Source organism: Pseudomonas sp. BTN1 (assembly GCF_001907715.1).
GTDB lineage: Bacteria > Pseudomonadota > Gammaproteobacteria > Pseudomonadales > Pseudomonadaceae > Aquipseudomonas > Aquipseudomonas paracarnis.
The window spans coordinates 101,770-119,693 of the sequence record NZ_MPBM01000006.1; the positions used below are offsets into that span (position 1 = coordinate 101,770).

At 60.0% G+C, this 17,924-nt stretch carries 18 protein-coding genes and 1 pseudogene; 6 read left to right on the forward strand and 13 right to left on the reverse strand.

The window, feature by feature from the left end:
• The first annotated feature begins 3 nt into the window (after positions 1-3).
• Complete coding sequence (locus BMH52_RS02550; RefSeq protein WP_038449776.1) at positions 4-450, forward strand: hypothetical protein; 447 nt, start codon at positions 4-6, stop codon at positions 448-450.
• Between the two features lie 233 nt (positions 451-683).
• Here BMH52_RS02550 and BMH52_RS02555 read toward each other — a convergent pair whose 3' ends face one another.
• Positions 684-1,376: an alpha/beta hydrolase gene (locus BMH52_RS02555; protein ID WP_038449779.1), complete on the reverse strand. Its 693-nt coding sequence runs from the start codon at positions 1,374-1,376 to the stop codon at positions 684-686.
• 232 nt (positions 1,377-1,608) lie between these two features.
• Between BMH52_RS02555 and BMH52_RS02560 the strand changes: the two genes are divergently transcribed.
• Positions 1,609-2,448 carry a DNA/RNA non-specific endonuclease gene (locus tag BMH52_RS02560; RefSeq protein ID WP_072435621.1) on the forward strand — a complete coding sequence of 280 codons (840 nt, stop codon included), beginning with the start codon at positions 1,609-1,611 and terminating at the stop codon, positions 2,446-2,448.
• A gap of 3 nt (positions 2,449-2,451) precedes the next feature.
• Here BMH52_RS02560 and BMH52_RS02565 read toward each other — a convergent pair whose 3' ends face one another.
• Positions 2,452-2,670, reverse strand: coding sequence for a hypothetical protein (locus BMH52_RS02565; RefSeq protein ID WP_072435620.1), 219 nt, complete (start codon positions 2,668-2,670; stop codon positions 2,452-2,454).
• 235 nt (positions 2,671-2,905) lie between these two features.
• On the opposite strand from BMH52_RS02565, the gene BMH52_RS02570 reads away from it, so the two are divergent.
• A complete protein-coding gene (locus BMH52_RS02570; protein ID WP_072435619.1) occupies positions 2,906-3,349 on the forward strand; it encodes a DUF421 domain-containing protein in 444 nt (147 codons plus the stop codon).
• Positions 3,350-3,483: 134 nt separating this feature from the next.
• Positions 3,484-3,633, forward strand: a complete 150-nt coding sequence (locus BMH52_RS29250; RefSeq protein ID WP_019821498.1) for a hypothetical protein — start codon at positions 3,484-3,486, stop codon at positions 3,631-3,633.
• 282 nt (positions 3,634-3,915) lie between these two features.
• Here BMH52_RS29250 and BMH52_RS02575 read toward each other — a convergent pair whose 3' ends face one another.
• The 4 genes from BMH52_RS02575 to BMH52_RS02590 all read right to left on the reverse strand — a co-directional run bounded on the left by BMH52_RS02575 (position 3,916) and on the right by BMH52_RS02590 (position 9,070).
• On the reverse strand, positions 3,916-5,256 hold the full coding sequence (locus BMH52_RS02575) for a cytochrome c (protein ID WP_072435618.1): 1,341 nt from the start codon (positions 5,254-5,256) through the stop codon (positions 3,916-3,918).
• A 16-nt stretch (positions 5,257-5,272) separates the two neighbouring features.
• Complete coding sequence (locus BMH52_RS02580) at positions 5,273-7,510, reverse strand: molybdopterin cofactor-binding domain-containing protein (RefSeq protein WP_032903499.1); 2,238 nt, start codon at positions 7,508-7,510, stop codon at positions 5,273-5,275.
• Positions 7,510-7,968 (reverse strand): (2Fe-2S)-binding protein, encoded by a 459-nt coding sequence (locus BMH52_RS02585; RefSeq protein ID WP_014718046.1) that lies wholly within the window; start codon positions 7,966-7,968, stop codon positions 7,510-7,512. Before BMH52_RS02585 ends, BMH52_RS02580 begins: the two co-directional genes overlap by 1 nt.
• A gap of 172 nt (positions 7,969-8,140) precedes the next feature.
• On the reverse strand, positions 8,141-9,070 hold the full coding sequence (locus BMH52_RS02590) for a LysR family transcriptional regulator (protein ID WP_072435617.1): 930 nt from the start codon (positions 9,068-9,070) through the stop codon (positions 8,141-8,143).
• A 108-nt stretch (positions 9,071-9,178) separates the two neighbouring features.
• Between BMH52_RS02590 and BMH52_RS02595 the strand changes: the two genes are divergently transcribed.
• A complete protein-coding gene (locus BMH52_RS02595) occupies positions 9,179-10,678 on the forward strand; it encodes a CoA-acylating methylmalonate-semialdehyde dehydrogenase (protein WP_060767473.1) in 1,500 nt (499 codons plus the stop codon).
• A 174-nt stretch (positions 10,679-10,852) separates the two neighbouring features.
• Positions 10,853-11,629, forward strand: coding sequence for an ABC transporter substrate-binding protein (locus BMH52_RS02600; RefSeq protein ID WP_072435616.1), 777 nt, complete (start codon positions 10,853-10,855; stop codon positions 11,627-11,629).
• A 155-nt stretch (positions 11,630-11,784) separates the two neighbouring features.
• Here BMH52_RS02600 and BMH52_RS02605 read toward each other — a convergent pair whose 3' ends face one another.
• The 7 genes and pseudogenes from BMH52_RS02605 to BMH52_RS02635 all read right to left on the reverse strand — a co-directional run bounded on the left by BMH52_RS02605 (position 11,785) and on the right by BMH52_RS02635 (position 17,776).
• Complete coding sequence (locus tag BMH52_RS02605; RefSeq protein WP_003190517.1) at positions 11,785-12,411, reverse strand: transcriptional regulator; 627 nt, start codon at positions 12,409-12,411, stop codon at positions 11,785-11,787.
• Positions 12,411-13,544 (reverse strand): FAD-binding oxidoreductase, encoded by a 1,134-nt coding sequence (locus BMH52_RS02610; RefSeq protein ID WP_014718055.1) that lies wholly within the window; start codon positions 13,542-13,544, stop codon positions 12,411-12,413. The genes BMH52_RS02605 and BMH52_RS02610 overlap by 1 nt, the downstream gene beginning before the upstream one ends.
• Positions 13,545-13,557: 13 nt before the next feature.
• Entirely contained in the window at positions 13,558-14,505 is a 948-nt protein-coding gene (locus BMH52_RS02615) for an ornithine cyclodeaminase family protein (protein ID WP_072435615.1), read from the reverse strand.
• A 204-nt stretch (positions 14,506-14,709) separates the two neighbouring features.
• Positions 14,710-14,892 (reverse strand): annotated as a pseudogene (locus tag BMH52_RS02620) (hypothetical protein); the annotation flags it as partial.
• A gap of 353 nt (positions 14,893-15,245) precedes the next feature.
• Positions 15,246-16,295 carry a 3-oxoacyl-[acyl-carrier-protein] synthase III C-terminal domain-containing protein gene (locus BMH52_RS02625; RefSeq protein ID WP_073842843.1) on the reverse strand — a complete coding sequence of 350 codons (1,050 nt, stop codon included), beginning with the start codon at positions 16,293-16,295 and terminating at the stop codon, positions 15,246-15,248.
• Positions 16,296-16,344: 49 nt separating this feature from the next.
• Positions 16,345-17,202 (reverse strand): SDR family NAD(P)-dependent oxidoreductase, encoded by an 858-nt coding sequence (locus BMH52_RS02630; protein ID WP_072435613.1) that lies wholly within the window; start codon positions 17,200-17,202, stop codon positions 16,345-16,347.
• 265 nt (positions 17,203-17,467) lie between these two features.
• Positions 17,468-17,776, reverse strand: a complete 309-nt coding sequence (locus BMH52_RS02635) for a DUF6124 family protein (protein WP_057025343.1) — start codon at positions 17,774-17,776, stop codon at positions 17,468-17,470.
• Positions 17,777-17,924: the final 148 nt, after the last annotated feature.

Below are 17,924 nucleotides of genomic sequence, written 5' to 3' on the forward strand. Positions count from 1 at the left end.
AACATGACCAATAAAGCGCTACGCATTCTGATTGCCGATGGGCAGCATTTCTACCGCTTGAAAATCGAACGGGCGTTGAACCAGCTGGGCTATTACCGCATCGCGCCGATACACCGGCTGGATGAAGTATTGAGTGCAGTGGATTTCGGCGATACGCCGCTGGATGTGCTGATCATCAATGCCGCCCTGGCGCACAGCGTCAAATTCGATTTGCTCTGGTTCATCAGGGACAACCCACAGATTCGTCATGTGTTGATCTATGGCCAGAGCGAACGCGCTTCGCCCGCGCTTGCGTGGTGCCATGCGCCCAACGTGCTGACCAGCACGGCGCCGTTGCCTGATCTGCAAGCGCTGGAGGCGTTTATGAGAAAGGTTGATGGCAAGGCTGGTTGGGATAATCAGGGCAATGGGTCAAATAAGCCATCGGGCGCTAAGCACATCACTTTTTGAAGGTGACCTGTGTGTTCGTCCCGATGCTCTCTGAGTACGATAAAGCTGTGCTTTTTGTTGATGCTCTGGTGCGACAAACAGCGCCGCCAGAGTGTCTTCATATACGCAACTGAAACCCAGTGTTGAGAGTGCTCAGAAGGGTGACCGGCAATGTTGTGGGAAAGGGATACGGCGCGTTCAATTGGACGCAACGCTGAACGCGCCATTGGGGACAGCCATGTCTGATCACACCATCACGACAACGAACGCGCCGCCCTATCGATAAACGCAGCGACCTCTACCGGCCTGGACGCCAGGGAGGCGTGGCTGGCATCCAGGGTGATGGTTTCCCGGGTGCCTAGGCGTTTGGCCATGCGCACCTGGTTATCGGGATGGATCATGCGGTCCTGGCTCGAAATCTGGTACCAGGACGGTTTGTTCTTCCACGCCGGGTTGCTGATCACATCGCCAAAGGTGCTCGCTAGCGGAGCCTTTTGGGTGACGCCCATGACTTGACCTTCTTGCTGGGGCAGGTCCTGGCAGAAGCTGTCGTGGAACTGTTCAGGCTTGACCCACAGATAACCGTCGCTATCAGGCGCCAGGTTGGGGGCGGCTTCTGGCAGATGTTCCTGGGTGATGCCGCCTGGGCTTTCGCCGTCATCCGGGGCGAATGCCGCGATGTACACCAGGCCTGCGACATTCGGTTCATTACCCGCCTGAGTGATGACGGCGCCGCCATAGGAATGCCCCACCAACAACACCGGGCCTTTGATTTGCGCAACCATCTTGCGGGTACGCTCGGCATCGTCGGCCAGCGAGGTCAGCGGCATCTCCACCGCATGCAAATCGGTATAGCCCTTTTTGTGCAGCTCGATAATCACCCGGTTCCAGTGCGCCGCACCGCCCCAAAAACCATGGACCAAGACAATTGCCGGTTTCCCACTCATGTGTAAGTTCCTTGTGCGTTGATGAGGTGATGCTATCGCCCGCCAAAGGGCGGCGTTATGGATAACACAGTTATGGGTGCGATGGCGCGCGCGGGGGGTACGTTCGTCGGCCTGATTGCTGTCGTTGTTTAGAAATGTTTATGTGATTCAATGGTCATCTCGGCTTGCGCAGGAAGCGCATCAGCCGAGGCCATTTTGATCTTTCAAGAAATTCATCCCAAGGAGTAACACCATGCAAGGAAGCACATCGTTCAAGTACCTGGCGTTTTCGTTGATCCCATTGATGGCCGCCTGTACCACACCCTCGCGTCAGTCCGCCGTCCTCCCTGCGCCACCTTTGTCGTTCGATAACTGTGCGGTTGGTTGCCCCACCGGTGGCAGCCCGGTGACGTTGAACCGCCAGGCCTACACGTTGAACAACAACGGCTCGACCAAGTTTGCCAACTGGGTCTCCTACAAGATCACTAAGACCACTGCCGCCAGCGGGCGCTCCCGTGACTGGCGCACCGACCCGGATATTCCAGCCGGGGAAACCCTGGACCCGGTGGATTACAACGGCGCCAACGTCGCGCTCAAAATCGACCGTGGGCATCAGGCCAACCTGGCTTCGATGGCCGGGGTGGCCGATTGGCAAACGCTCAACTACTTGTCGAACATCACCCCGCAAAAGGCCGAGCTCAACCAGGGGCCCTGGGCGCGCCTGGAAGACCAGGAGCGCAACCTCAGCAAGGAACCAGGCGTCGATCAGGTGTATGTGGCCACCGGGCCGCTGTATGAGCATTTTGTCGGCTCGTTGCCGGGCACGAACAAAGTGCACACCATCCCCAGTGGCTATTGGAAAATCATTGTGGTCGGCAGTTCGCCGGAAACGGGCCTGTACGCCTCATTCGTGATGAACCAGGAAACCCCCAAGGGCGCAGATTTTTGTGATTACCAGGTCACTGTGGATCACATCGAGGAGCGCTCGGGGCTGACGTTCTGGAGCACCTTGCCGCAAGCGATGCAAGCCACGCTGAAGGCCAGGCAGGGCCAGTTGCCGAGTCGGATCGGCTGTAACCGAACCAAAGCCTGACGCCTAGTCGGCACACACCAACGAGGGCCTGCGGCTGTTGTTCTTGCCCAGGCGCTCATGCGTGGCGACGTCTGTGGCCTGTTCACGCAGTGCTTCTTCGAGCACTTGCAGATGCTTGGAAAGGATTTTCACCGACCCACTCGGGTTGGCGGGGTCGAAGGGGATGCGGCCATTGGCAATCAGCACCATGGCCAGTTCCCAGGCGCGTTGTGAGTCGTTCATGACAGGGGTTTCCTTCTTCAGCGTGATCGATATAGAGCTGTGACCCGCTTCAAACACCCCGGTATCAACTGGGTTGCTGCCGAAATTTCGATCACTTCAACGCTTCAGTTGCGCCGAAACCATCATCTTTTTAGATGGTGGCCGCGAAGTGTCGAAAGAATGAACCTGAGCGGCGCGGTGGTCACCTAATCCGTATGAATCGGTCGTTTCCCATTCAATGATCCGAGGGGCAACCATGGACTCTGTACTGCGGGCTGTGGCGATTTACCTGGTGCTGCTGGTGCTGTTCAAAGTTGCCGGCAGGCGCACGCTGGCCGAGCTCACCACTTTTGACCTGGTGTTGTTGATGGTCATCGGCGAAGCCACCCAACAGGCGTTGCTGGGCGAAGATTTCTCGATGACCAACGCCGTGCTGGTCATCGCCACCCTCATTGCCATCGACATTGGCTTCTCGCTGGCCAAGCAGCGTTCAGCCTGGTTCGCACGGGTGCTCGATGGCGGGCCGACGGTGCTGGTCGAGCAAGGCCGGGTGCTGCATAAACGGCTCAAGCATGCGCGCCTGGACGAGGGCGACATTCTTGAGGCGGCCCGGTCCACCCAAGGGCTTGTCGAACTCAAGCAGATCCGCTTCGCGATTCTTGAGCGCAACGGCAAGATTTCGGTGATCCCGTTTGAATAAAACGCGGCCCCATTCGTCAGCCAAGGGGCTATTTTTTGAACGCCAGCGCTTCTGTTCCAGACAGATAGATCATGGGCGGACGAATTCTGCTTTCGTCACGCCGATAACACACACTTGCCAACAGGTGAACAATCATGAAGAAGCTTTATATGTGCGTGGGCCTGTGCAGCGCGTTCCTGCTGCACGGCTGTTTTGACAACGCTGACAACGCCACTAAAGACAACAACAGTGGCACCCAGTCGTCGGTGCAGATGCAGGAAGGCAAGGCGGACGAGAGCAAATAGAGCGGCCTGCCAGCCGCCGCTTATATCATTGATGCTCATTGCCGAATGTGGGAGCTAGCTTGCCTGCGATAGCGGTGGTTCAGTTAACGATGCAGTGACTGACAGTCCGCCTTCGCGGGCAAGCCTGCTCCCACAGGGGACCTGTGCCAGGCGCTGATTTTGTGGGCAATGCATGGCCAGTGTGGGAGCTGGCTTGCCTGCGAATGCATCGACTCGGTTTACCTGAGGAACCGAGGTGTTTGCATCGCAGGCAAGCCAGCTCCCACCGTTGATCGCGACCGATCAGCGCATATGCAGGATGATAGGGCTACTGCTCGCCGGGTCGGTATGCCCACGCAACTTGCCCACGGCCTTTTCATCGACCGCGCCGCCGTGGTTGCCCCAGGTGCCGCGCACGTAGCTCAGCACGTCGGCGATTTCCTGGTCGGACAATTGCTCACGAAACGCGGGCATGCGGTAGGCGTCTGGCATCCCGGCGGTGACCACGCGTTGTGAGCCGTTGAGGGTGATGTTGATCGCGGAGGCGTTTTCCGTGGCCAGGGCCGAGGTGGCGCCGGCCAGGGGCGGCATCCAGTCGGGCTGGCCTTTGCCGTCGAGCCCATGGCAGGAGGCGCAGCGGGTCGCGTAAATATGGGCGCCAGGAGCATCCTGGCGCGCTGTTGCCACTTGATACTGCCAAGGGCTGCCGTCACGCTGCGGGTCGCCGGGCAGTGACTTGAGGTAGCGAGCGATCGCGGCCAGGTCATCGTCCTGCATGAACTGCGTGGAGTTGTTGAAGGCTTCGGTCATCGAGCCATAGACCACGGCATGCTGGTTGCGACCGGTCTTGAGGAACTGCACGATCTGTTCCTCACTCCAGCGCCCCAGGCCGGTGTTGTGGTCCTGGCGCAAGCTGGGGGCGTACCAGCCGTCGAGCAGGGCACCGGCCAGGAATGGCGCGCCGGATTCGTCCAGGGCCTTTTCGTTGAACGCCAGCCCCCGTGGCGTGTGGCAACTGCCGCAGTGGCCCGGGCCTTGGACGATATAGGCGCCCCGGTTCCACAGTGCGTCCTGGCCGGGCTTGGCGGCATAGGTCGCGGTCGGTGCAAACACACCGTTCCACAGGGCGATGGGCCAACGCAGGTTGAGCGGCCAGGGAATGTCGCTGGGGATATTAGGCTGGTTGGCCGGTTGCACGCCTTTCATGAAAAATGCGTACAGCGCCTGGATGTCATCGTCGCTGAGCTTCACATAAGACGGATAGGGCATGGCCGGGTAGAGCCGTCGCCCGCCCGGTGCTACGCCGTGGCGTACGGCGCGGTCGAAGTCGGCCAGGCTATAGGCACCGATGCCATGCTCACGGTCGGGGGTGATGTTGGTGGCATGGATCGCCCCCAGCGGAGTGGCCATTTCCAGGCCACCAGCGAATGGCTGCTTGCCGGCCAGGCTGTGGCAGGCCACGCAGTCACTCACGCGCGCGACGTATTCGCCGCGACTGACCAACGCGGGGTCGAAGCTCGTGGCCTGTTGCTGTTCAAAAGGCGAGGCAGGCTCGCGGGTGACATACCAGGCCAGCAGGCCGGCGGCGACCACGCAGGGCAGCACCAGCCACCCTGCGGTTCTTGCGAATCGGCGGTTATTCATGGGCATTCCCTGTCGGTTAGCTGAAGGTGTAACGGCTCAAAGGCAGACTGCGGATGCGTTGGCCGGTCAGCTGCGCCACGGCATTCGCCACGGCCGGGGCCACAGCCGGCAACGGTGGTTCGCCGATACCGCCCATTTTTTCTCCGCTCTCCACGATCTTCACGTGGACCTGCGCCATACGCGAAGGCGGCAGCACCGGATAAAGGTCGTAGTTGCGCGCCCGTGGCTTGCCATCCACGTACACCGCTTCCTCCAACAAGGTTTGCGACAGGCCCAAGGCCACGGCACCGTTGACCTGCGCCTCTACAATCGCCGGGTTGACGATGCTGCCCGGGTCAATCGCTTCCCAGATGTGATGAACCTTGACCTGGCCGTTCTCGATCGACACCTCGGCCACCACCGCTGCATGGGAGCCAAACGGCGAGGCCATGGCTACGCCGCGTGCACGGCGGGTGCCGTCTTCGGCGGTGTAGGGCCCACGCTTCCAACCGCCAGACAGCTCGGCGGCCGCTTGCAGCAGGGTGGTCAGGCGCGGGTTGTCGCGCAGCAGGTGCAGGCGCAGTTCATAGGGATCATGGCCGCCTTTGTCGGCCAGTTCGTCCAGGAAGGCTTCGTAGAAAAAGTCATTGAGCGAGTTACCCACCGAGCGCCAGTAACCGAGCATAGCCGGACCTTTGACGTAGATCTGCGCAATGCGTTTGTTGGGGATCGCATAGCTCTTGCCCGACAAGCCTTCCAGGGCAGTAGGGTCGATAGCGTCGCCCTGTTTGCCGGCGATGGCTTCGGTGGGGCCTTCGGTGGCGCTGACCGCTTCGATGGCTACGGGCAGGCCTTTGTCATCCAGTGCGGCGCGGAACTTGACCACTGCGACGGGGCGCAATACATCGCGCACGAATTCTTCTTCACGGCTCCAGATCAGCTTGATCGGCCGGCCCACCGCCTTGGCCAACGCAATGGCTTGCGGGTAAGGGTTTGCCGAGTCATACAGGAAATGCCGGCCGAAAAAGCCGCCCAGCAGCGGTGAGTGCAGGGTGATTTGCTCAGTGCTCAGGCCGGTGCGCTTGGCGATGTCGGCACGGAACATATCCGGCGCCTGGTTAGGCAGCCACACCTCCAGCGTGCCGTCGGGGTTAAAGCGTGCCAGGGCTGAAGGCGGTTCCAGCTGGGCATGGTTGAGGTACTGGTTGTGGTAGGTGGCTTCGACGCGGGTTTTGGCGCTGGCCAGTGCGCCGGCCACATCGCCTTCGTTTTCGTCATCGCGGGCCGGGCCTTGCTGGGCGGCGAGGAAGTCGCGGTACTTGTCGCTGGAAAAATCCGCCGGCATCGCCCGCACGGTGGAGTCGGCGGCGGCTTCAAGCCATTCGACCTGGATGGCTTCGACGGCCCGCTTGGCATGCCACCAACGCTCGGCTACCACGGCCACGGCGCCGGGCAGGGTGTGAACCGAATGCACGCCTTTCATGGCTTGCACCTGCGCCTGGTTGCGCAGGCTGCCCACGGTCATGCCCAGGCGTGGCGCATGCTGGACGGCAGCGTGGAGCATGCCGTCGATTTTCAGGTCGATGGTGTACTGCGCCTTGCCGGTGGATTTGTCATAGGCATCCAGGCGCTTGACCGGTTTGCCGATCCAGCGGAACTGGCTCGGGTCGCGCAGGGTAATGCTGGCCGGGTCGGGCACCGGCATATCCAGGGCGGCACCTGCCAGTTCGCCGTAGCCCAGGGAGCGGCCGGAAGCGGCGTGCACCACGCGACCGGGCTGGGTGGTCAGCTCGCTGAGCGGTACGCGCAGTTGCTCGGCGCCGGCTTGCATCAGCATCGCGCGGGCGAGGGCGCCGAGGCGGCGCATGGTCGGGTAGCTCATGCGCACCGACATACTGCCGCCGGTGATGCGCAGGCCATTTTCCATCACCACATAGGCTTCGCCGGGCGGGGCCGCTTCGACAATGAACGTGGCCGGGTCGGCATCCAATTCTTCACCGACGATCTGCGCCATGGCGGTGTGAGTGCCTTGGCCGCCTTCCATGAAGGGGCTGAGCAGGCGCACGCTGCCGTCGGGGCGAATTTCCAGGAAGGCGGGTACTTGAGTGCCGCGTTCAGCGGCGGCGCCGGTCGCGGCTTGCACGCGGGAGGTGCCCAGTGGCAAGCCGAAACCGATCACCAACGCGCCCACCGCGGTGCTGGCCAGGAAGCGGCGACGGGACAGGTTGATCGGTTCGCCCAGGGTCACGCCGGGAATGATCTCGTTGGTGTTCATCAGGCGGTCTCCTTCCCGGCGGCCAAGGCATCCATGGCGGCATGGATCGCGTTGTAGGTGCCGCAACGGCAGAGGTTGACCATCGCCGCGTCGATCTGCGCCTTGGTCGGCGCGGGGGTGTGCTTGAGCAGCGCCGTGGCCGCCATCACCTGCCCGGACTGGCAGTAACCGCATTGCGCTACTTGATGTTCGACCCAGGCCGCCACCACACGCTTGCCCACGTCATCGGCCTCGACGGCCTCGATGGTGGTGATCTCGCGACCGACCACGCCGGCCACGGGCGTCACGCAGGCGCGCACCACATTGCCGTCCACCAGCACCGAACAGGCGCCGCACTGGGCCAGGCCGCAGCCGTATTTGGTGCCGGTCATGCCCAGGTTATCGCGGATCACCCACAACAACGGGGTGTCGGCTTCGGCATCGACCTGATAGGCCTTTTGGTTGATACGTAATTCCATGCGGGCTCACCTGCTGATCATCGGTTGGTGGTGCTGAGTTCTTATAGGAGCGGTGCGACTGGAAGTCGCCCATCGTCGAACTCTAGACCAACGCGCAAGGGCTATCTATCCGATTGCCCTCAAGTTCAGAGGATCAGGCAAGTATTTGACAGGATTAGGCCTGCGCTCCCATCTATTGGAACCCGCCCGACAGCTGCGCCTTCAAGTAGGCTACCAACGCATTCACCGATTTGGGCACATGGGGTGAGTAGGGCCGAATGAGGTAAATCTCATCGGCAAACGCGCCTTTGAGTGTCCAGTCCTTCAACACCTGCACCACTTTGCCAGCGGCCAGCGCCGCCTGGGCGCTGAAGTCCGGTAGCAGGGCGATGCCCAGGTGGTTGAGTGCGGCGTCGCGCAAGGCTTCGCTGTTATTAGTGGCGAAGCTGCCGGCGATAGGCACGGTGAGGCGCTCGAGGGGCTGGCTGCCGCGTTCAAAGGTCCAGGCGGGCTGGTCGGTGCCGCGTGGGTAAAACAGGCAGTTGTGGGCCGACAGGTCGCCCGGCTCGAGGGGGTCACCGTGGTGTTGCAGGTAGTCATGGGTGGCGACCAGTACCGAGTTGGTGTCGCACAGCTTCCAGGCCACGTGGGTTTCGGGCACCTGGAAGCCGTGGCGCACCGCCAGGTCGTAACCCTCGGCGGCCAATGAGCTCAAGGCATCGGAGACGTCCAATTGGATACGCACCTGAGGGTACAGCTGCAAAAAGCCGGACAGGTGCGGCACCAGTTGTTGCCGGGCGAACGCCACGGGGGCGGTCAGGCGCAGCAGCCCGCGTATTTCCCCGACCGAGTCGCGCACCGAGGAAAAACTGCGGGCGATCTGCGCGTAGGCGCTGCGTACTTCGCGGGTCAACGACAGCCCCGCATCGGTCAGCCGCACGCTGCGGGTGGTGCGCGTCACCAGCCGCGTGCCGGTGGCCTTTTCCAGGTCGGAAATGCGCTGGCTCACCGCCGATTTACTCACCCCCAGGCGCGCGGCGGCAGCGGTGTAGGTGCCTTGTTCCTCCAGCACTGACAGCCAGTGAATGTGGGTCCACAACCCTTCGATCTCAGCCTTTTCCATGGGTGTATTGTTCGCATATAAGGACAATAAGTTCTGGATTCTGCTCTGGTTCGGAACAAAGCGAAAGCCTATCGTGTGGACCAACGCCACCCATCTGGATCGACTGCCATGACTGCAACCATCGAGCACTACATCAACGACCAGCGCGTCAGCCGCGATGACCGTTATCAGGACGTCTACAACCCGGCCACCGGTGAAGTCACCGCCCGTGTGGCCCTGGCCAGCCGCCAGACCGTGGCCGAAGCCGTCGCCGCCGCCCAGGCTGCGTTTGCCGGCTGGGCCGACACCCCGCCGATCCGTCGCGCCCGCGTGTTGTTCCAATACCTGCACCTGCTGCGCGAACGCAAGGACGACCTGGCGCGCATCATCGTCGCCGAGCACGGCAAGGTGTTCACCGATGCCCAGGGCGAAGTCGACCGTGGCATCGACATTCTCGAATTTGCCTGCGGCATTCCCAACCTGCTCAAGGGCGAACACTCCGACCAGGTCTCCCGTGGCATGGACAACTGGACGATGCGCCAGCCGCTGGGCGTGGTCGCCGGCGTGACGCCGTTCAACTTCCCGGTGATGGTACCGATGTGGATGTACCCCATCGCTATTGCGGCGGGTAACACCTTTATCCTCAAGCCCAGCCCGACTGACCCGAGCGCGTCGCTGTTCATGGCCGAGTTGCTGCATGAAGCCGGCCTGCCCAAGGGCGTGTTCAATGTGGTGCAGGGTGATAAAGAGTCGGTGGACGCGCTGATCGAACACCCGGACGTCAAGGCCGTGAGCTTCGTCGGCTCCACGCCGATTGCCCAATACATCTACGAGAGCGGCGCCCGCAACGGCAAGCGCGTGCAAGGCCTGGGCGGGGCGAAAAACCATATGGTGGTGATGCCCGACGCCGATATCGAACGCACCGTGGATGCGCTGATGGGCGCCGCCTACGGCAGTGCCGGCGAGCGCTGCATGGCGATCTCGGTGGCGGTGCTGGTGGGTGATGTGGGCGACAAAGTGATCGCCGCTTTGACCGAACGCGCCAAGTTGCTGCGCATCACCGATGGCCGCGATCTCAAAGCCGAGATGGGCCCGATCGTGTCGCGGGCCGCGCTGGAACGCATCAGTGGCTACATTGAGCAGGGTGTACACGCCGGCGCGCAGTTGCTGCTCGATGGCCGTGACTACGTGCCCACCGAACCCGGCCTGGAAAACGGCTTCTGGCTCGGCGCGACCTTGTTCGACCACGTGACCCAGGACATGAGCATCTACCGCGAAGAAATCTTCGGCCCGGTGTTGGCCTGTGTGCGCGTCAACGACTTTGCCGAAGCGGTGAAGCTGGTCAACGACCACGAGTTTGGCAACGGCGTCAGTTGCTTCACTCGCGATGGCAACATTGCTCGTGAGTTTGCGCGGCGTATCGAGGTGGGCATGGTCGGTATCAACGTGCCGATCCCGGTGCCCATGGCCTGGCACGGGTTTGGTGGCTGGAAGAAGAGCCTGTTCGGTGACATGCATGCCTACGGCACCGAGGGCGTGCGCTTCTACACCAAGCAGAAGTCGATCATGCAGCGCTGGTCGGAGAGCATCGAGCAGGGCGCGGAGTTTGCAATGCCGGTGTCCAAGTAAGGTTTAAGCTGTGCTGCTGGATCTGATGTGGGAAGGCTCAAGCCCTCCCACATTTTTTTTGCCTGTTGACGGTTAAACACATAAAAGTCCAGTATGGAATTATAAGTACAAAATAGCTGCTGCACGTTTTTCTTCACTCTTGCCAAACCAACAACAACTTGCGAGAACCCCTCCATGAAGAAACGCTATCTCCTTCCCGCCCTGGCCCTGAGCCTGTTTGCTTCCAGCCACCTGCTGGCCGCCGAGAAAACCCTGCGTATCGGTATCGAGGCGGCTTACCCCCCGTTCGCCTCCAAGACCGGCGACGGCAAGATCGTCGGTTTCGACTACGACATTGGCAACGCCCTGTGTGCGCAAATGAAGGTCAAGTGCGTGTGGATCGAAGGGGAGTTCGACGGGCTGATTCCGTCCCTCAAGGTCAAGAAGATCGACATGGCGTTGTCGTCCATGACCATCAACGAAGACCGCAAGAAGTCGGTGGATTTCACCCACAAGTACTACTTCACCTCGTCGCGCCTGGTGATGAAGGACGGCGCCGTGGTGGATGACCAGTACGCCAGCCTCAAGGGCAAGAACGTCGGTGTACAGCGCGCCACCACCACCGACCGCTATGCCACCGAGGTGTTCGAACCCAAGGGCATCAACGTCAAGCGCTACAGCAATAACGAAGAAATCTACATGGACCTGGCAGCGGGGCGTCTGGATGCGATCTTTGCCGACACCATCCCCCTGAGCGACTTCCTGTCGATGCCGCGCGGGCAGGGTTATGCCTTTGTCGGCCCGGAGCTCAAGGACCCGAAATACGTGGGTGAGGGGGCCGGCATTGCAGTACGCAAGGGCAATGGCGAGTTGGTCAGCGAATTGAATGCGGCGATCGACGGCATTCGCGCCAGTGGCGAATACCAGAAGATTTCACAGCAGTACTTCAAGGCCGATATCTACGGCGACTGATGCAAAGACGCGGTCAATGTGGGAGCTGTCGAGCTTTAGCGAGGCTGCGAAAGCGGTGGGTCAGGTGATGCAAATGTTGACCTTGCCGGCCCCTTCGCAGCCTCGCCGGGGCTCGACAGCTCCCACAGGGAATCGGCGCCGTGGTCAGAAAGGGCTCAACCCTTGAGTTCCTTCAAGTGCTTGTAGACCGTCGCTCGCCCCATGCCCAGCACATTGGCCACATAGTTGGAGGCGCTCTTGCCCTTGAATGCGCCTTCGGCATGCAGCGCCAGCACCAGTTCGCGTTTGTGGTCACGGGTCAACAGGTTCAGGCTCAACTGACGCTCGCGCAGCCAGGCATGCAGGAAGGTGTTGATGCGTTCCTGCCAGTCATCACGGAACAGCGCGTCCGGCTGTGCGATCAGCTTGCTTGGCGACAGGAATAAATCCAGCGCCGCCTTGGCTGTTTCGAACATTGAAATATTCAGGTTGATGCACAACACAGCCAGCCTGCGGCCTTTGTGGTCGTGCAGCACGGTGCTCAGGCTGCGGATTTTCTGGCCATCCCAGTTGAGCTTTTCGTAAGGGCCGATATTCACCTCGCTGACGTCACCGTCGAGCATGTCCTCCAGGGACGAGTCGTCACCCAGGCTGCGTTTGGACAGGTTATTGGCGATGTAATCCACGGTTTGCGTGCGCAGGTCATGCAGCACCACTTCTGCATGGGGAAAGAACAACGTGGCGATTGCATCGGCAATCGCGCGGAAGTTCTGCATGACCTTGTCTTGTTCGGCGGTGTTCATCAATGGGGCTCCAGGCGGACCGGGGAGAGCATACCAGCGTCCAGGCCGAACCGGGTCAGTGCCTCCGGCAGCGGTTCGCCGCGCACCAGGGCGGCGCTTGCCTGGCCCATGGCGGGTGAGGTCTGGATACCATAGCCGCCTTGCGCTGCCACCCAGAACAGTCCCGGTACTTGCGGGTCAAAGCCCGACAGTAAATCACCGTCCTGCACAAAACTGCGCAGTCCGGCCCAGGTGCGCGTGGGGCGGCGGATGGTCAGGGTGGTGGCTTCCTCGATCTGGTAAATGCCCATGGCAATATCCAGCTCTTCGGGTTGCACATCCTGGGGTTCTACCGGGTCGGCGTTGGCCGGCGAGCCGAGGAACATGCCGGCATCCGGTTTCATGTAGAACGCTTCGTCGAGGGCCACCAACATCGGCCAGTCGTGGCTGTCCATGCCCTCGGGACCAGCAAAGACAAAGGCCGAGCGGCGCTTGGGCTGCAAGCCGATGGACGCTGCGCCCGCCAGCCCGCCGATATGGTCGGCCCAGGCACCGGCGGCGTTGATGATGACCGGCGCGGTGAAGGTCGCATCCTGGGTGCGCACCTGCCACAAGCCATCGGCGTCGCGGCTCAAGCCCAGCACATGGCTGTCGGTGCGCACTTCGCCCTGGTTGCGGCGGATACCGCGCAGGTAGCCTTGATGCAGGGCGTCGGTGTCGATGTCACAGGCGGTAGGGTCGTAGATTGCCCCGTGGACTTTTTCACGGCGCAGGATCGGCAAGCGTGCACAGGCTTCATCGACCGTCAGGCGCTGCACCTGCGCCACGGTGGCCTTGGCGCTCAGGTACTGGCTGTCGAGTTCGGCCGGGTCACCGTTGAAATCCACGGTCATTTCGCCCCGGGGCGTCAGCAGTGGGTGTTCGCAAAAGCCTGCGGGTGGCTGGTCGAAGAAGGCCCGGCTGGCCAAGGTCAGCGCCCGCACTTGCGGGGTGCCATACGCGGCGGTGTAGAGCGCCGCCGAACGCCCGGTGGAGTGATAGGCCGGGTGATTTTCACGCTCCAGCACCAGAACCTTGCCGTGCTGCGACAACCAGAACCCGGTGGACGCGCCGGCGATGCCGCCGCCGATAATGATGAAGTCTGCCTGGTGCATAACACTCTCCTGATTAGCGTTGGCGTTGGTACAGGGCAGTAGCCAGTGCGATGTCTTCCAGGCCCAGGCCGATGGAGCGGAAAAAGACGTGACGATCGTAGTCGGGGCGTTGGGCCATGTCGCTGAACAATTCGGGCAGGTCGCCGACAATCGTACGTTTGTCCCAGCCGTGCCGCTCGCTGGCGATCAGCATCTCACCGGCCGAATCCGGGGTGGTCTGGCGGTAGTCGCAGAACACGTGCATCTGGTTAAGGCAGTGCGGCGGCACTTCATGGGCGCGTGGCGCGTTGGTGCTGATGGAGGTAATCAGCGCGGGTTTGCTCAGGCGCGAGGGGTCGATGACCGGCCCGGCGGAGGAGGTGCACAGCAGGATCACATCCGCGTCTTCCAGGGCGGCCTCACAGCTTGCGACGAGGCTCAGGCGCGGGTCCAGGCTGGCCAACTGCGCACGCGTTTCGGCGCTGGCGCTGCCCAGGCTTGGCGAGTACAGGCGGATTTGCTGCCAGTCGCGCAGGTTCTGCACATAATGCAGGTGCGCCTGGGCGACCTTGCCGCTGCCGATGATCGCCAGGCGTTGCGCCGCCGCCGGGGCAAGCGCATCTACCGCCAAGGCCGTGGTGGCGGCGGTGCGTGCGGTGGTCAATTCAGCAGCATCGCACAACAGCAACGGCTGGCCGCTGTGCATCGACATCAACAGGGTCCAGGCCGTCACCAGGGGGCCTTGTTCACGCACGATGTAGGGCGAAGTCTTGACCCCGTACACCCCGTCTTCGGCCAATACGCCCAGGTAGTTGATGAAGTCCCCGGCGCCATCGGGAAACGCCACCAGCTGTTGCGCCGGCTGCACCGCTTGCCCGGCAGCGAGGTCGCGGAACAGTTTGCGCAGGATCAAAGGCACGTCGACTTGAGCCAGCAAGGTACGGGCCTGGGCCTGGTCGATAACGAGGGGCGTCGTGGACATGGGGTTCTCCGGATAAACTAATTTGTCCATTATGGACTTTTAGTTTTTATCCGCAATAACCCGAGGGAAAAATGAGGCTTATGTGGGCTGTCCCCCCACCCATTGTAGGAGCGAGCTTGCTCGCGAAAAACGTCAACGATAACGCGTGCTTCCTGAAGAAACGCAGCGCCTGTGATTTTTTCGCGAGCAAGTTCGCTCCTACGGTCAGGCAGTGGCTTTGGTACCGGTCAGGCACTCGATGGAGCGATCTACCGTGGTCTTTGCAATTTCCAGCAAATGCCACACCGCCAGGATCTTCGCCCGTTCAGGGCTTCGCAGCAGCTCACCGCAATCGAGTGCCGTGGCAGAGGCGCTGTCGAGCAGGGCGTCTTCGAAGTGTAGTTCCTGTCTGAATATCAAGGAGTTGACACTTTTCGCGACTAAACAAAGGTGGCGGCTGTACGCAGGTTAGTCGACCGGACAGAACAGGAACCCGGCGCGCCCGAAGGCGCCCTGCGCACAGCCACCATAAAGCTTCATGGAGCATGCGCCTGTTCTCAAACCGGGCGACTAAACCCGATCACTGATTGGCAGTGATGGACCGCAGACTAGCCACCGATTCCAGCAGGCACAAGGCGGCAAGGATTGTCTAGGAAACGTCCTGCAATTTACAGGGACACCCCTTGCTGGCCCTTTACATACCATGACCAAATGCCAGTAATTCACTGGTTAGGAGAGTAAAGAAGTCCTTTGGGCCGTAATTAAAAATTGAACGTCATCGCTGAAAACACCATCCCTGCACTTCCGATACAGCTCAAACAGGACTTACCCCTGGTTAATACGCCTTGTGAAACGGCATCCGCAATTCCAAAGGGTGCAGAGGCGGTGGTTATATTGCCTGTTTTGTGCGCGATTTTATGAGCTTTATCCGCCATGCCGAGAGGCTGTAAGATTAGTTCATTTACTCTTGGCGAGGAGGTGTGGGTAAAAATACAATCAATTTTACTGTTTTGAATGTGCGCTTCATTGAGGATTTTAGTGGACTCTTTAAAGCCGGTTTCATGCATGTGCTCACCAAAAGACGTTAGTTGAAATTTTCCTTTTGCACTCGCAATGCGCGCAATGTCCGAATCGTTGCAGAAGGACTGCCAGTCCGGTAGAGGGATCGTACACAGATCACTTAAATCCGGCCGGTTGATAAAACTAAATGTGAAATTTTCGGGCGAGTCATTGCTGAGTATTGTAACGGTGACTGCCTCTCCCAAAGTGTACGTTGGAAATTTGTAAGTGAGCTCGGAGGCGGACTGTAACGCAAAATTGTGGATGGCAAAACTCCGTGGTGCCGTGACACCGAATTCCATGTTAATGATGGCCGCGTATCGAATAGTCTGTGCTTTCATCTTGTCATTGATAATATCCATGCTCGTCACCCACCCCATGCATGCGTCCACCACATCGTGGCTTCTGCATTGCAGGCCAAGGGCTTTGGCGATAAAGGTACTGTTTGCAGGCTCTATAAAACCACGGGAAATACTTGAGTAGAGCAGCAGGTCAATCTCTTTTTTGTCTATATTTGCTTGTTTCAGAGCCTCAACGAATGACGTTTCCATCAGGGTCATTGGCGATTCGTTTTCTGCTAGCCATTGCCTGGACTCCGTGCCATTTTTTTTGAGTAGTCTGTCAATGATCATGAGCGTATGCGGCAAATCGCCGTCAAAGTTTTTTTGGGAGTTCTCAGTCACTAGGTCGAGAACGTCCTGATTGGAAACATGCCGTGACGGAAGTGTTCCTGAAATGCCGATAATTTTCATGAGATATACCAGGCAGATGAACGAGTGTGAGGCTAGGTTTTAAGGGCGTTTAGAGCGGTGGGTCGGTTTTTAATGAGGGCTTTGAGTTAAGTCCGAACAGTTTTCGAATTGCTTTATCGAACAGACGCCTTGGTAACCAGCACTGGAGTAAGGGCAACTTGCAGCTCAACGGACCGCTGCGAACAACGAAAGGCGCGACTTCAGTCAACACTGCGCTTACTACGCGCCGGGCAAAGTCCTTCGCCGGCATCGCTCCCTGTTCCGAAATACGCGCACGGTCTTGTAGATGCTCCCGGAACGTAACGTATATGGAGTCGGCAGGTAAGATAACAATCTCTCTGGCATAGTCCCTGATGTTGGAAACAACCTTGCCGGGTTGCACCACGATGACGTCAATTCCAAAAGGTGTTAGTTCCATTCGCATCGCCTCTGAAAGGGCATGCAGCGCGGCCTTGCTTGCGCAATAAGCACCTGCGAAAGGTGTCACGACAACACCCGAGACGCTTCCGATGTTTACAATTCGGCCTCGTCCCCGCGATAGCATCAGCGGCAGGAATGCGCGCGCCACCTGCACGGGAGCAATGACATTGGTTTCGAATTGGCGCCGTAACGCCTCGGCTGGGAGATCGGCAACCGCGCCACCTTGGCCATAGCCGGCGTTATTGATCAATATATCCAGTCGTCCCTGTTCCTGAACGACTCTTTCAACCGCAGCCGCGATGCTTTGCGAGTCGGTAACGTCCAATGTCAGTACACGCAAACCACGGGCCGCCAAGGTGGCAAGCGCTGTGATGTCTCGTGCAGTCGCGTAGACGAGGTGGCCTCGTTCATGAAGCTCCGTCGCCAGCGCAAAGCCAATTCCGCTGGAGCAACCCGTAATCAGAATGATCAATCCCGGCGTTGCCATATTGAAGGTCCCTCTTCAATGTTACGTGCGCTTGCGGTTACTGCGTGCGCCATATTGCTCTGCAGTTGTGCGGTCTCAACCGTTCGGGCTGCAACCCTGTTGGGCTGTTGAATCATTGCGTTAAAACCGTTGGGCGTCACCTGTGAGAACTAACAGTTTTTCAGACTATTTTGCTGCCGGGTGGCATTAATCCACCGATACAGGGTTTTGGAATGCGGGCAAATGTTGGAGGAGGCAGAACCCCCTCCCACAGTGTTAATCGACTTTAGGCAGTGGCTTTTGTGCAGGTCAGGCACTCGATGGAGCGATCTACGGTGGTTTTTGCAATTTCCAGCAAATGCCACACGGCCAGGATCTTCGCCCGTTCAGGGCTTTGCAGCAGCTCACCGCAATCGAGTGCTGTGGCTGAAGCGCTGTCGAGCAGGCTGGCGGTGTAGAGCAGGGCGTCTTCGAAACTCAGGTCTTCGTTGACGCAGTGGAAGCCTTGGGTGGGCAGGTAGTGGTCGATGGCGCGGTTGAACGCGGCGCGGTCTTTTGCGGGATCGATGGGTGGGTCGGGTAGTACTTTATTCATGGTATAGCTCCGGAATGTTCATGGAGCCGACACGCTTCGCGACTAAACGTAGGGTGGCGGCTGTACGCAGGTTAGTCGACCGGTCCAGAGACCCATCAACGAGCCCACGCGACCGTGCCACAACCAAAAGCCGACTACAACAAGAAAA

Excerpts from the sequence above, each read along its gene's own strand:
- BMH52_RS02550 (WP_038449776.1), top strand. The coding sequence starts at position 4 with ATGACCAATAAAGCGCTACGCATTCTGATTGCCGATGGGCAGCATTTC.
- BMH52_RS02555 (WP_038449779.1), bottom strand. The coding sequence starts at position 1,376 with ATGAGTGGGAAACCGGCAATTGTCTTGGTCCATGGTTTTTGGGGCGGT.
- BMH52_RS02560 (WP_072435621.1), top strand. The coding sequence starts at position 1,609 with ATGCAAGGAAGCACATCGTTCAAGTACCTGGCGTTTTCGTTGATCCCA.
- BMH52_RS02565 (WP_072435620.1), bottom strand. The coding sequence starts at position 2,670 with ATGAACGACTCACAACGCGCCTGGGAACTGGCCATGGTGCTGATTGCC.
- BMH52_RS02570 (WP_072435619.1), top strand. The coding sequence starts at position 2,906 with ATGGACTCTGTACTGCGGGCTGTGGCGATTTACCTGGTGCTGCTGGTG.
- BMH52_RS29250 (WP_019821498.1), top strand. The coding sequence starts at position 3,484 with ATGAAGAAGCTTTATATGTGCGTGGGCCTGTGCAGCGCGTTCCTGCTG.
- BMH52_RS02575 (WP_072435618.1), bottom strand. The coding sequence starts at position 5,256 with ATGAATAACCGCCGATTCGCAAGAACCGCAGGGTGGCTGGTGCTGCCC.
- BMH52_RS02580 (WP_032903499.1), bottom strand. The coding sequence starts at position 7,510 with ATGAACACCAACGAGATCATTCCCGGCGTGACCCTGGGCGAACCGATC.
- BMH52_RS02585 (WP_014718046.1), bottom strand. The coding sequence starts at position 7,968 with ATGGAATTACGTATCAACCAAAAGGCCTATCAGGTCGATGCCGAAGCC.
- BMH52_RS02590 (WP_072435617.1), bottom strand. The coding sequence starts at position 9,070 with ATGGAAAAGGCTGAGATCGAAGGGTTGTGGACCCACATTCACTGGCTG.
- BMH52_RS02595 (WP_060767473.1), top strand. The coding sequence starts at position 9,179 with ATGACTGCAACCATCGAGCACTACATCAACGACCAGCGCGTCAGCCGC.
- BMH52_RS02600 (WP_072435616.1), top strand. The coding sequence starts at position 10,853 with ATGAAGAAACGCTATCTCCTTCCCGCCCTGGCCCTGAGCCTGTTTGCT.
- BMH52_RS02605 (WP_003190517.1), bottom strand. The coding sequence starts at position 12,411 with ATGAACACCGCCGAACAAGACAAGGTCATGCAGAACTTCCGCGCGATT.
- BMH52_RS02610 (WP_014718055.1), bottom strand. The coding sequence starts at position 13,544 with ATGCACCAGGCAGACTTCATCATTATCGGCGGCGGCATCGCCGGCGCG.
- BMH52_RS02615 (WP_072435615.1), bottom strand. The coding sequence starts at position 14,505 with ATGTCCACGACGCCCCTCGTTATCGACCAGGCCCAGGCCCGTACCTTG.
- BMH52_RS02625 (WP_073842843.1), bottom strand. The coding sequence starts at position 16,295 with ATGAAAATTATCGGCATTTCAGGAACACTTCCGTCACGGCATGTTTCC.
- BMH52_RS02630 (WP_072435613.1), bottom strand. The coding sequence starts at position 17,202 with ATGGCAACGCCGGGATTGATCATTCTGATTACGGGTTGCTCCAGCGGA.
- BMH52_RS02635 (WP_057025343.1), bottom strand. The coding sequence starts at position 17,776 with ATGAATAAAGTACTACCCGACCCACCCATCGATCCCGCAAAAGACCGC.